The 12756-nt window shown below is 62.2% G+C and carries 8 protein-coding genes; 3 read left to right on the top strand and 5 right to left on the bottom strand.

Annotation, left to right across the window (positions count from 1 at the left end; translation table 11 throughout):
* The first annotated feature begins 109 nt into the window (after positions 1–109).
* A complete protein-coding gene (htpX, locus tag C8E00_RS01170; protein WP_133693561.1) occupies positions 110–1012 on the top strand; it encodes a protease HtpX in 903 nt (300 codons plus the stop codon).
* Positions 1013–1166: 154 nt separating this feature from the next.
* On the opposite strand, the gene pdxB is transcribed toward htpX, so the two are convergent.
* Complete coding sequence (gene pdxB / locus C8E00_RS01165) at positions 1167–2318, bottom strand: 4-phosphoerythronate dehydrogenase PdxB (protein WP_133693559.1); 1152 nt, start codon at positions 2316–2318, stop codon at positions 1167–1169.
* Between the two features lie 174 nt (positions 2319–2492).
* Between pdxB and C8E00_RS01160 the strand changes: the two genes are divergently transcribed.
* Positions 2493–2777, top strand: a complete 285-nt coding sequence (locus C8E00_RS01160) for a hypothetical protein (protein ID WP_133693557.1) — start codon at positions 2493–2495, stop codon at positions 2775–2777.
* Between the two features lie 42 nt (positions 2778–2819).
* On the opposite strand, the gene rlmKL is transcribed toward C8E00_RS01160, so the two are convergent.
* Positions 2820–5030 (bottom strand): bifunctional 23S rRNA (guanine(2069)-N(7))-methyltransferase RlmK/23S rRNA (guanine(2445)-N(2))-methyltransferase RlmL, encoded by a 2211-nt coding sequence (gene rlmKL / locus C8E00_RS01155; protein ID WP_133693555.1) that lies wholly within the window; start codon positions 5028–5030, stop codon positions 2820–2822.
* A 239-nt stretch (positions 5031–5269) separates the two neighbouring features.
* Between rlmKL and rmf the strand changes: the two genes are divergently transcribed.
* Positions 5270–5476 carry a ribosome modulation factor gene (gene rmf, locus C8E00_RS01150; RefSeq protein WP_133693553.1) on the top strand — a complete coding sequence of 69 codons (207 nt, stop codon included), beginning with the start codon at positions 5270–5272 and terminating at the stop codon, positions 5474–5476.
* A 75-nt stretch (positions 5477–5551) separates the two neighbouring features.
* Here rmf and C8E00_RS01145 read toward each other — a convergent pair whose 3' ends face one another.
* From C8E00_RS01145 to C8E00_RS01135, 3 genes are all read right to left on the bottom strand, one after another.
* Positions 5552–6556 (bottom strand): quinone-dependent dihydroorotate dehydrogenase, encoded by a 1005-nt coding sequence (locus C8E00_RS01145; RefSeq protein WP_133693551.1) that lies wholly within the window; start codon positions 6554–6556, stop codon positions 5552–5554.
* Positions 6557–6704: 148 nt separating this feature from the next.
* Complete coding sequence (locus tag C8E00_RS01140) at positions 6705–7715, bottom strand: hypothetical protein (protein ID WP_243833074.1); 1011 nt, start codon at positions 7713–7715, stop codon at positions 6705–6707.
* Positions 7716–7858: 143 nt separating this feature from the next.
* The gene (locus C8E00_RS01135) at positions 7859–12697 is read right to left on the bottom strand and encodes an NAD-glutamate dehydrogenase (RefSeq protein ID WP_133693549.1); all 4839 of its coding nucleotides are present in this window, start codon (positions 12695–12697) and stop codon (positions 7859–7861) included.
* Between the last annotated feature and the right edge of the window lie 59 nt (positions 12698–12756).

Below are 12756 nucleotides of genomic sequence, written 5' to 3'. Positions count from 1 at the left end.
TTTCAACGATTATCGACATTTGTCTTGAAACCCAGGGCAAGACGCCGTATCTAATGGCCAACGAGACTCGACATCCCCTTGTTGACTCACTGACTGAGAGACCCGATCGATGATGCGAATCCTGCTGTTTCTAGCGACCAACCTGGCCGTGGTGATCGTGGCCAGCATTACCCTGCGAATACTCGGGGTGGAGCCCTACCTGAACGCCAACGGGCTCAACATGAACAGCCTGCTGATCTTCTGCTTCGTGTTCGGCATGGCAGGGTCGTTGATCTCGCTGTTCATCTCCAAATGGATGGCGAAGAAGAGTACCAGGGCCAAGGTGATCGAGCAGCCCAGCAACTCGACTGAGCAGTGGTTGCTCGACACCGTCGGCGAGCTGGCGCGCGACGCGGGCATCAAGATGCCCGAAGTGGCGATCTTCCCCGCGCAGCAATCCAACGCCTTCGCCACGGGCTGGAACAAGAACGATGCCTTGGTCGCGGTATCCGCCGGCCTGCTCGAACGCATGCGGCCCGAGGAAACCCGCGCGGTGCTGGCCCACGAAATCGGCCACGTCGCCAATGGCGACATGGTCACCCTGGCGCTCATCCAGGGCGTGCTCAACACCTTCGTGATGTTCTTCGCGCGCGTCGTCGCACAACTGGTGGATAGCTTCCTGCGTCGCGATGACGACGGTGGCGGCCTGGGCTTCTTCGGTTACTTTGCGGTGGTCATCGTCGCCGAGATCGTGTTCGGATTGATCGCCTCGATGATCGTTGCCTGGTTCTCGCGCTTCCGCGAATACCGTGCCGACGCCGCCGGCGCCAAGCTCGCCGGCAGCGGCGCGATGATCAACGCCCTGGCGCGCCTCAAGGCCGAGACGCAAATGCCCGACCAGATGCCGGATACGCTGACGGCTTTTGCCATCACCTCCGGCCAGACCCGCAAGCTCATGGAGCGGTTTTTCTCCAGCCACCCGCCGCTGGACGACCGCATCCGTGCCCTCAAGGAAAGCGCCTACCGCGAATGATCGCGGCATGGAGCCGCACCACGCACAACACCCACCGGCCCTGAATGTCATCAAAGGTCGGTGGGTGTTGTCGTCTCGGCACGCCGCATGACGTCAGGCGACATGCTCCTTGCCACGTGCCGCTTGCTACTTGCTACTTGCTACTTGCTACTTGCTACTTGCTGGACAGCTTGACCTTGAAGCCGAAACCTTCGAGGGCATCGCGCAGACCGCCCTTGTTCTGCTTGAGCTCGACGCGCAGGGTGGAAAACTCGCGGCGCAGCGGGTACTCGGCACGGTAGGCGTCGAAGCCCGTTGCCATGCCCATGCGCCGCCGGTAGCGGTCGAATGCCAGCATGTCGCGACGTACGTCGTAACAGGCCCGCGTGCATAACGAAAGCGCTTCCAGCGGCGGCGCCCAGGGCGTCAGCACGATCTTGCGCAGCCAAGGGTCGGGCTTGAGCTGCCCCAACTTCTTGCGTGCCGGCAGCCCGAATTGACGCATCGCCGCCTGATAGACCAGCTCGGTGCCGCGCATCTTGCCGTCGATGCTATGCCCGGCGATATGCGGCGTGGCGATGTCCACGAGATCGTAGAGCGCGGCGTCGATGCCGGGCTCGTTTTCCCACACGTCGAGCACTACCCGCAGGTCGCTGGCGCGTTGCAGCCGCACGCGCAGGGCCTGGTTATCAACGCAGGCGCCACGTCCGGCGTTGATCAGCACCGTGCCCGGGGCCAGGGCCTCGATGCGCGATGCGTCGAGCAAGTGCCGCGTCGCATGCTCGCCTTCCGTTACCAGCGGGGTATGCAGACAAACGATCTCGGCCCGCTCGAGCAGCGCATCGAGCGACAGGAAGTCCTCGCGCCCTTCCGCCTCGGCGCGCGGCGGATCGCACAGCAGGCACTCGACGTCGAGGTCGTCGAGACGCTCCGCCAGGCGGCTGCCCACGTTGCCGACCCCAACGATGCCGATGGTCTTGCCGGCCAGGTGAAAGCCATCCTCCTCCGCCAGCAGCAAGAGGCTGGAAAGCACGTAGTCGACCACCGAGTCGGCATTGCATCCCGGCGCATTGGCGAACCCGATGCCCGCCTCGTGCAGGTAGTCGAGATCCACATGGTCGGTACCGATGGTACAGGTGCCTACGAAACGCACTCGGGAGCCGTCGAGCAGCGCCGCATCCACGCGGGTGATCGAGCGCACCACCAACAGATCTTGATCGCGTACCGCCGCCGCATCGATATCGCGACCGGGCAAGCGGGTAATCTCGCCTAGCTCCCCGAAGAATTCGTCCGCCAGGGGGATGTTTTCATCGACCAGGATGCGCATGACCTTCTCTTTTCTCCCTTGTTCACGTCCGGCGGCCGGTTACAATACGCACGGAGCGCACTCGCTCATCCACGGCTACACCGCAGACGCCGCTCGCCAAGAATTCGATAGTAGGCCCGCGAAAGACACGTCACAAGCCCACTGCCAACCACAACGGCGCCACCAGGAGTTCTCGTGATCGTCCGCTGGGAAAGTGAACACGACTACGTTCTCGTGCATGTCCACCAGGATATGTTCGGTGACTGGATATTCAGCCGCGCTTGGGGCCAGATCGGCACCCAATTCGGCGGCCTCAAGCATCGACTGGCCGACAGTTACGCGCAGGCCATGACATGGCTCGAAGATGTCGCGCACATTCAGTCCTCGCGTGGCTTCACCAAAGTCTTCGAGGCCAGCGACGACTCGAGCCCGGAGGCCCAGGAAGCCATGCGCCAGTTGTCGCTGCTCGACGGCCTCTGAGCGACCGTCGGCAGCCCACGGCCTTCTTGCGCCGGGCACCGCTCAGCGGTGGCGAATCAAGAAGCAATGATGCAGGTCCGGGCGCCGCGCGAAGTCCGGATCGAATGTCTGTGCCGAGATATCCTTCACCGCGAAACGCTCGCCGAGGCGAGTGTCGAGCGTGAAGCGCCGCTGATTGTTGGAAAACACCAAGGTGCCACCCGGCGCCAGGCGCGCCATCGCCAGTTCGATGAGCCGCGCGTGATCGCGCTGCACATCGAGTACGTCATCCATCTTCTTGGAATTGGAGAACGTCGGCGGGTCCATGAAAATCAGGTCGAACTCGCTGCCCGCCGTTTGCAGCCACCGCAGACAGTCGTCACGGATCACCCGGTGCCGGCTGGGATCGAGGCGGTTGAGCGCGAAGTTATCCCGTGCCCAGGCCAGGTAGGTGTTGGAAAGATCGACGCTGACACTGTCGCTCGCCCCTCCCAGGGCCGCCTGCACCGTCGCCGTGCCCGTGTAGCAGAACAAGTTGAGAAAACGTGCGCCGTCAGCCATGTCGCGCAGCATCCGCCGCACGGGACGATGATCCAGAAACAAGCCGGTATCCAGGTAGTCGCGCAGATTCACCCACAACCGTGCCGGCCCTTCACTGACCTCGAAACGTTCGCCGCTGGCCCCTTGCTTGGTGTATTGCGCCTTGCCCGATTGTCGGGCGCGCTGCTTGTAGTGCACGTTTTCCGCCCGCACGCCCAGCACCTGAGGGATGACCTCCAGGGCATCGAACAAGCGACGTTGCGCCTGGCGGGGGTCTACCGAGCGCGGCGGCGCGTATTCCTGCACGTGAACGTGCTCGCCGTAGACATCCACCGCCAGGGCGTATTCCGGCATGTCTGCGTCATACAGCCGATAGCAGCGCTCGCCGGACTTTTTGAGCCACTTCTTCAGTCGCTTGCGGTTCTTCTCCAGCCGGTTGGCGAACATCTGAGCGCCTTCATTGCGCGGCGCGCTCGGCGTTTGCTGCGCGCCCTGTCCGTCTGCCGCGGCGCGCTTGTCCGCATCCTCGCCAGAGGCCTCGCGCGAGGTACGCTCCGCCACCACCGGGATCAGCAGCAACTTGCAATCCAGCGGTCCGTTCTTGAACGCATACTGCTTGGTGGCCCGCAGACCGGTGCGGTGCCCCAGATCGGGGTTGCCGGTAAACAGCGCCAGTTGCCAGCCATCGAACTCGGCGCGCAGACGCTCACCGAGAGCGGTGTAAATAGGCACCACCTCGGGCAACTCGCCCAGGCGTTCACCGTACGGCGGATTGGTGATGACCAACCCCGGTCCATCGATGCCTGGTGGCCGCGTGAGTTGCGAGACCTCCGCGCCCTGCAACTCGATCAAGGCAGGAATCCCCGCACGCATGGCGTTGGCCTTGGCCGCAGCGATCGCCGGTGGGCTCTGATCGCGCCCGTACAGCTTTGACTTCACGCGGCGGCGCCCCACGCTGGCACGGGCATCCGCCTCGCGCTTGAGCTCCTGCCACACGTCGGGGTCGTGCCCTGCCCATGCCTCGAAGGCAAAATAGTGGCGGTCCAATTGGGGCGCACTATCCGCCGCCATCAGCGCCGCCTCGATGAGCAGCGTTCCCGCCCCGCACATGGGGTCGACCAGGGGCTCTCCCCGCCGTGCCCGTGCCGGCCAGTCGGCGCGCATCAGCAAGGCGGCGGCCAGATTTTCCTTGAGCGGTGCGTGGCCTGCATCGCGACGATAGCCACGCTGATGCAGGCTGCCGCCGACCAGGTCGAGTCCCAGCAGCAAGCGCCCGCGATGCAGGTGCGCGTAAATGCGCGCGTCGGGTGTCTTGAGGTCGATCACCGGACGCTCGCGACCGGACGCTCGCATCGCATCGACGATGCCATCCTTGACGCTCTGGGCGCCGAAGCGCGTATGGCGGATATGCTCGGATTGACCATGGAAGTCCACGGCCAGGCTGCTTCCGGCACGCAGGTGCGTACGCCAATCGACCCGGCGAGCGGCCTCGACCAACGACTCGGGACGCTCGACATCCTGCTCGCGCAGGAGACACAGCACCACGCGATTCGCCAGCCGCGACCACAGGCAGATGCGATAGGCCATCGCCACATCGGCCTGCACGTGAACACCCGCCACGGTCGTCCCGGTCACCTCCGCGCCAAAGCCCGCGAGTTCGTCGGCCAGCAAGCCCTCGAGGCCCTTGGGGCAGGTGACATAGAGCGTCAAGGATGGGGATTGCACATCGGTCATAAAGTCGTCATCCCGGTGCCACGCACCGGTCATATTCCTGTGGTTTACATGGAACGATAGGCTTATGCCAAATCGCTGGTCGACAAATCCGTCTCAAAGCACTAAACATTAAGAGCAGTAGCTACTGAAAACGCATGCGTTTCGTGTCCGGACGTTCCGGTTCATGGCGATGATGGAGTCCCCATTGTCGGCATGTACTGTCAGATCTCAACAATCGGTTCTTGATAAGAGGCCATCCGATGAAACGACAGAAACGTGATCGCTTTCAGCGTGCATATGTTCACGGATACAAAGCTGGCATGACGGGGCGCTCTCGCGATGATTGCCCCAGCCAAGACATCAACCTCCGTGAGTACTGGATGAGCGGTTGGCGTGAAGGTCGTGGGGACCAGTGGGCCGGCATGACGGGGATTTCCGGCATCCATCGAAACCCCATGGTACAGTGATGGTAGAATCCGCCGTGGAACCTGAATCGATACCCCATTGACAGGTCCATGCCAAGGCCCGCGTCGCGGGCCTTTTTACGTCAGGGCACGCGCACATTCGCCCACCAAGGCCGGCCCCCGATATATGAACCCGGTATAAAGCTGCACGAGATCGGCTCCCGCATCATGCTTGGCCTTCGCCGCCTCGCCGCTATCGATTCCCCCAACGCCGATGATCGGCAATGTCGGCAGATGCCGGCGCAACTCGCGAACCACTCTGTTGGAAGACTCGAACACCGGCCGCCCGGAAAGGCCGCCCTGCTCATCGGCATGCTCGAGCCCGACCACCGCCTCGCGCGATACCGTGGTATTGGTGGCGATGACGGCATCGACGCCGTTGGCCGCCAGCGCCTTTGCAACTAGCGCGACCTCATCGGCATCCATGTCGGGGGCGATCTTCACCGCCAAGGGCACACGCCGCCCATCGGCGGCCTCGAGGCGTTGCGTCTCTTCGGCCAGTGCGCCGAGTAGCGACGCCAGGTGCTCGCCGAATTGCAGGTTGCGAAGCCCCGGCGTATTCGGTGACGACAGATTCACCGTGATGTAATGCGCGTGCGCATGCACCTTGCGCAGACACGTCAAGTAGTCGTCCACGGCACGCTCGACCGGTGTCGTCAGATTCTTGCCGATGTTGATACCGATCACGCCGCGGTAACGACTCTTGCGCACGTTGGCGATGAGCGCGTCGACACCGGCGTTGTTGAACCCCATGCGATTGATGATCGCCCGCTGCGCCGGCAACCTGAACAGGCGCGGCCTGGGGTTGCCCGGCTGCGGCTCAGGCGTCACCGTGCCGACTTCGACGAAGCCGAACCCCAACGCCCCGAGCGCATCGAGATGCTCGGCGTTCTTGTCGAGTCCCGCCGCCAACCCCACGCGATTGGGGAAGATCAGCCCCATCAACGTGGTCGGCGCCTCGACCTGCGCCCCCACCCACCTGCTCAGCCCCAGGCGATGACCAATATCGAGCGACGTCAATGCGACGCCGTGGGCGGTTTCGGGGTCGAGTCGGAACAGCAGCGAACGGGCCAGGGCGTACATGAATCCTCGGACAACGTAATGAGCGGCAAGAGATGAAACAGGCGCGCAGTATAGCGTAACCACGCCCAAAAGCGCAGAGCCCCGCATTCGCGCATGGCGAAGCGGGGCTCGCATCGGAGTCTGTCGGACGCCGATACCAGATCACGCCTTATGGCTGAGTATCGAGCTGCTGCACACGTAGCGTGTAGTTGTTGACGCCGCTCATCGCCGAGCCAAACTTCTGCCCCTTCACCCAGACGCTATAGCGCCCCGGTTGTAGTATGGTCTCGATATCGAAATCGCCCTCGAAGCCTTCGCCTGCGTCGCTGGCCACGACCTCGCCGCTCTCGTCGAGAATCCGCGCTTCCAGGCGGTAGGTGCCCTCGTTGCCGGGGAAGGTAGAACTGGTCACCGACACGGTGCCTGCTTCCACCACATCGAAGCTCAGCACCTTGCCCCGCTGGCGGATTGCCACATCGGTCACGATCTCATCGAAGGCATCCGGCAAGGCAGCCTCCTCTGTGCCGGCGGCCTGGGCATCCGTCGCTGCAGTCGCCTGCGACGGAGACGACTCGGCGTCCTCGGGACGTGGGGCGGCGATCGCCGCCACTTCATCGTCGCCATTGACGAACGCCGTCGTATGGCCATCCTTGCCAGGACCACCGAACATGATACCGCCGCCATTGTCGACGCCGCTTTCTTCGCTGGTCAGGCGGTTGCCCTGGGCATCCAACCCGACGACCGATACGGTAAAGCTATTGCCCCCCGATCTGCTGCCGAACTTGCGTGCGGACACCCGCAATACGTAATCGCCGGGCTCCAGCCGCTGTTCGAGATGCAGCCCACCGGTCTGGCCGAGCCCACTTCCCGAGGCGATTTCGTTGCCTTGCGCGTCGAGCAGGGTCGCTTCGATACGGTAGTCTTCGGACTCCCCCGGTAGCGTCGAGCTACGGAATTGGTAGCGCCCCGCCTGTTCGACCGTAAAGGGGTGCTTCTGCGTGCCTCCGAAGAAAAAACTTTGGCTATGCGCATCGGAACTGGACTGAAAGAAGCTGGTCAGATCGATCTTGGAAGATGCCTGCTGCGCCTGCTGTAACGCGGCGCTATCGGCCAGGGCCAGCGGTGCCGTTCCGGCCAGTCCAAGCGCCACGACCACTGGAGTAAGTACACGATAATTCATGGGGCTTCTCTACTTGGCTTCAAACCTGAGTCGGAGCACAGCATATCAGAGACCTCCGTGCCAATGCTCCATTCATGAAATCGACGGGTCAGGAAAAAGAACCACCTCGAGTGCGAGACTCGAGGTGGTACGAATGGACTGATTTACCCCTCGCCGTTGCTCTCGGCAAGATCGACCAGCTCGCGAATGGCCACGGCGAACAGCGGGAAGCCGCCCTGAGAGCCCGAACGCACTTCGTCGAGCAGGCCACTCCAGCGTTCAACCAAACTTGCGTGGCGCTCCAGCCACTGCTCGACACGGGGCTCCACGCCAGCTGGCGCACCGTCCATCTTGAGCACGCTGACGGTGAGTGCCAATTGCTGGCGATCGAGGTCATCACGGAAGGTTTCGCGCGCCTGTGCCTGCCAGCTATCGCGCACCTGCAAGGCATTAATCTGGCCGTTCATCCACGGCAGCTCCAGACGATGACCGATGTCGTAATAGACCTCGGCGACACGCTGAATCTTCTCGTCGGTGGCGCGCGCCGCCTCGATGATGCCGAGCCCGGCATACAGGCTGTTGGCCGCCGCGACGACGCTCGCCAGGGAGGCTGGTACGCCGGCTTTTTCTAGCTCGTCGCGACGCGCATCCCACACTTCGTGATCTTCGCCGCGCAGGCGCTTGCCGACACTCTCCTGCAACTGGGTGATACGCGGCGCGAAATACTCCACCGCTTCCTGAATGCTCTGGTTGGTGCGATGACGCAGGAACCAGCGCGTGGCCCGGCGCAGCAACCGCATCAGATCCAGCATCATGCCGTACTGGACACGACTGTCGACCTGATAATCGAGCGCCTCGATCTGCTCCCACAGCCCCTCGAGATTGAAGCAATCGCGTGCGATCAGATAAGCCCGCGCGACATCCGCTCGCGAGGCACCCGTGGAATCACGCAGACGCCGCACGAAGGTGACGCCCATATGATCGACCAGGTCGTTGGCGATCTGCGTCGCCGTGATCTCGCGCTTCAAACGGTGCTGATACATTTCGTCCGGGAAGCGTTCGACCAGGGTCTGCGGGAAAGCCCGCGCCATATGCCGCTGGACATGCGGATTATCCGGCAAGTCCGAGGCGATCATGTCGGTCTTCAGCGCACTCTTGGCATAAGAAATCAACACCGAGAGTTCGGGTAGCGTCAGGCCTTTTTCCGCATTGGCGCGTTCGACCAGCGCCTCGTCGGAAGGCAGGAACTCCAGCTCGCGGTCCAGTCCACCGGCGGCTTCCAGTTCATTGATGAAGCGCCGATAGGGACCCATGCCCTGCTGACTGAGAATCTCCGACAAGGAAAGCGCCTGGGTCTGACGGTAATTGTCGCTCAGTACCAGTTCACTCACTTCCTCGGTCATGCTCGCCAGCAACTCATTGCGCTGCTTGTCGGTCATGTCGCCGGCTTTGACGATGTCGTCGAGCAGGATCTTGATGTTGACTTCATGGTCGGAGCAATTGACCCCACCTGCATTGTCGATGAAGTCGGTCGTGACGCGTACCCCTTGCTTTGCAGCTTCCATCCGCCCGAGCTGGGTAAAGCCAAGGTTGCCACCTTCACCGATCACCCGGCAGCGCAGTTCATGACCATCGACACGCAAGGCATCGTTGGCTTTGTCACCCACATCGGCATGAGTCTCCTCGGCGGCCTTGACGTAGGTACCGATGCCGCCATTCCAGAGCAGGTCGCAACGCGAGGTCAAAATCGCGCGAATCAACTCGCTGGGGGACAACTTGCCGGCCTTGATATCAAAGGCCTTTTTCATCTGCGGCGTGATGTTGATGGACTTGGCATCGCGTGAAAACACCCCGCCACCCTCGGAGATCAAGGCGGTGTCGTAATCTTCCCAACTCGAACGCGCCAGCTCGAACATCCGCTGACGCTCCTTGAACGACGCCGCGGGATCCGGATCGGGGTCGACGAAGATGTGGCGATGGTTGAAGGCGGCCACCAGGCGAATCTTGTCCGACAGCAACATGCCGTTGCCGAACACGTCGCCCGCCATGTCGCCGATCCCCACCACGCTGAAGGGCGTTTCCTGCGTATTGAGCCCCATTTCGCGGAAGTGGCGCTTGACCGATTCCCACGCCCCCTTGGCAGTGATACCCATCTTCTTGTGGTCGTAGCCATGCTCGCCGCCGGAGGCGAAGGCATCGCCCAGCCAGTGGCCGTATTCCAACGAGATGGCATTGGCGATATCCGAGAAGGTGGCGGTCCCCTTGTCGGCGGCCACGACCAAGTAGGGGTCATCCTCATCGTGGCGCACGACACGCTCGGGCGGCACGGTTTCGCCACCTTCCAGGTTATCGGTCACGTCCAGCAGGGCCCGGATGAAGGTCTGATAGCAGGCAATGCCTTCCTTCTGCACCGTATCGCGGTCGGCGCCTTCAGGCATGCGCTTGCAGATGAACCCGCCTTTGGCACCGACCGGGACGATGACGGCATTCTTGACCTGCTGTGCCTTGGCCAAGCCCAGGATCTCGGTGCGGAAGTCCTCGTGACGATCGGACCAGCGCAGCCCGCCGCGTGCGACCTTGCCGCTGCGCAGATGAACCCCCTCGACACGCGGCGAGTAGACGAATATCTCGAACATCGGCCGCGGCTTGGGCATATCCGGCACCTGCGTCGGTTCGAGCTTGAGGGCAATGTACTCCTTGGCCTCGCCGTCTTCACGCCGCTGGTAATAGTTGGTGCGCAGCGTGGCCTGAATCAATGCCATATAGCGACGCAGCAGCAGATCGTCATTGAGGCTGGCCACCTGATCGAGCATGCCTTCGATGCGTGCCACGCACTCCTCAATCTCGCTGTCGCCGGCGGTATCGTCGGGATCGAAGCGCAGCTCGAACAGCGTCACCAGCTCACGGGTGATCTCCGGGTGACTGGCGAGCGTGTTGGCGATGTAATCCTGCGACAGCCCGAAGCGCAACTGCTTGAGATAGCGCGCGTAGGCACGCAATACCGCCACTTCGCGCCACGCGAGATTGGCGCCGATGACCAGGCGGTTGAAGGCATCGCTTTCGGCATCGCCGATCCAGATGCGCGTGAACGCTTCGATGAAGACATCACGCATTTCCTGCAGATTGACGACCCCATCGCCGCGGTGTTCGAGCGTGAAGTCGTGAATCCAGTACTCGTTGGAAGGACACTCGACATTGTAGGGACGCTCGCTGATCACGCGCAGCCCCAGATTCTCGAGCACCGGCAGCACATCGGAGAGCGGGATCGGATGATCGGCATGGAACAGCTTGAGGTTGACCCCGTCGATGTTCTCTTCGACCAGCCGGTACAGGCTCAAGCTGATCGGTGCGTTGGCGTTCAACTCACCGAGATGATGAATATCGTAGACGGCAGTGCGTGCGGAGAAGTCTTCGCGATAGCTGCTGGGAAACGCCTCGCGATAATCTTGCATCAGGCGGTTGGCCTGTTCCTCGCCATAGCCCTCGACCATGGCCGCTTGCAGATCGTCCCGCCAGCTGCGCGAGAGCGCCGCGATCTTTTTCTCCAGGCGTCGTATGTCGTATTCGGCCGGACGCTCGCCGTTGAAACGCAGAATGAACTGGATCCGCGCCAGCACCGACTCGGACAGATACGTATTGAAATCGCCAAAGGTGGCATCGAGCTCTTCGCAGAGCAGGTTCTGAATGCGTACGCGCAATTCGGTGGAGAAGACATCGCGTGGTACGAACGCCAGGCACGAATAGAATTTGCCGAAGCGGTCCTCGCGAATGAACAGCCGCACCTTGCGTCGTTCACGAATATTGAGAATACCGAAGGCGGTCTTCGCCAGCTCATCGGTATCGATCTGAAACAGGTCGTCGCGCGGATAGACCTCGAGGATCTGCGTCAACTGCTTGCCATTGTGGCCCTTGGGGTTGACGCCCGCCGCCTTGATGACGGCATCGATCTTCTTGCGCAGCACCGGCACATTGCGCGGCGATTCGTTGTAGACCGTCGAGGTATAAAGCCCCAGAAAGCGCCGCTCGCCAATCACGCGACCGTCTTCGTCGTAACGGTCGATGGAGATGTAATCCGGATAGGCGGGACGATGCACCCGGGCGTGATAGGCACTCTTGGCGAAGGACAACAGCTCCGGCACCAGCACGTACTGATCGTCCTCGACACCCTCGTCGGTACTGATGCGCTCGCGATAGCGCGGCTGGTCGAGGGTGAACACGCCCAGCTCGCTCTTGGGGATCTGACGCAGGCGATCCTGACCATCTTCCTGCACCACCTCGTATTCGTCGTACCCCAGGAAGGTGAAGTGATCGTCGAGCAGCCATTCGAGAAAGGCGATGGCCTCTTTATGATCAGCGGCCTTGACCTGCTTGGGGCGCTGCGCCTTGAGCTCCTCGATCGCCTGGCTCACCCGCTCGCGCATGGGATCGAAATCCGTCACCGCCGCGCGCACGTCGCGCAGTACTTCTTCGAGGCTGGCGTGCAGGTCGTCCAGGGTCGCCGTGTCGGAATGACGGTCGACCTCGACCAGAATGATCGACTCACGCGCTGTCGGCGCATCCTTGGCATCGGTGGAGGTGACGCGCTTGAGGTGGTGCTTGGCGTCACGCTCCACCGCCAGCACGGCGTTGTGAATCGCGTGCACCGTCAGCCCGCGACGGTTGAGCTCGATACGCACCGAATCGACGAGAAACGGCATGTCCTCGTGCAACACGGCGACAACGGTATGCGGCGACTGCCAGCCATGTTCCTCGAAGTCAGCGTTGAAGACACGCACCTTGGCTTCGCGAGGGTCATGCGTCTGCATGAAGTGCCATGCCGACAACGTGGCACCGTAGATATCATCCAGGCCGCGCTCGGCGGCTTCCTCGAACGGCGCCGAGGCATACAGATCCTCGGCGAAAGCGGCGATCTGCTCCACTTTTTCCTGGGGCAGACGCTTGGCCAGTTGTTCCTTGAGCTGGGCGAGAAAGTCTTCCTTGCCCTCGATCGCGACGTGTTGCATCAAGCACCTCGGCTACGACTGGCCGCTGGTCACGGCCAGTGAATGATCCTTCGGCGGCG

Source organism: Chromohalobacter marismortui (assembly GCF_004364315.1).
Taxonomy (GTDB): Bacteria; Pseudomonadota; Gammaproteobacteria; order Pseudomonadales; family Halomonadaceae; genus Chromohalobacter; species Chromohalobacter marismortui.
The sequence above is the reverse complement of the archived record's forward strand: the minus strand, read 5'-3'. Positions and strand labels throughout refer to the sequence as shown.

Excerpts from the sequence above, each read along its gene's own strand:
- htpX (WP_133693561.1), top strand. The coding sequence starts at position 110 with ATGATGCGAATCCTGCTGTTTCTAGCGACCAACCTGGCCGTGGTGATC.
- pdxB (WP_133693559.1), bottom strand. The coding sequence starts at position 2,318 with ATGCGCATCCTGGTCGATGAAAACATCCCCCTGGCGGACGAATTCTTC.
- rlmKL (WP_133693555.1), bottom strand. The coding sequence starts at position 5,030 with ATGACCGATGTGCAATCCCCATCCTTGACGCTCTATGTCACCTGCCCC.
- rmf (WP_133693553.1), top strand. The coding sequence starts at position 5,270 with ATGAAACGACAGAAACGTGATCGCTTTCAGCGTGCATATGTTCACGGA.
- C8E00_RS01145 (WP_133693551.1), bottom strand. The coding sequence starts at position 6,556 with ATGTACGCCCTGGCCCGTTCGCTGCTGTTCCGACTCGACCCCGAAACC.
- C8E00_RS01140 (WP_243833074.1), bottom strand. The coding sequence starts at position 7,715 with ATGAATTATCGTGTACTTACTCCAGTGGTCGTGGCGCTTGGACTGGCC.
- C8E00_RS01135 (WP_133693549.1), bottom strand. The coding sequence starts at position 12,697 with ATGCAACACGTCGCGATCGAGGGCAAGGAAGACTTTCTCGCCCAGCTC.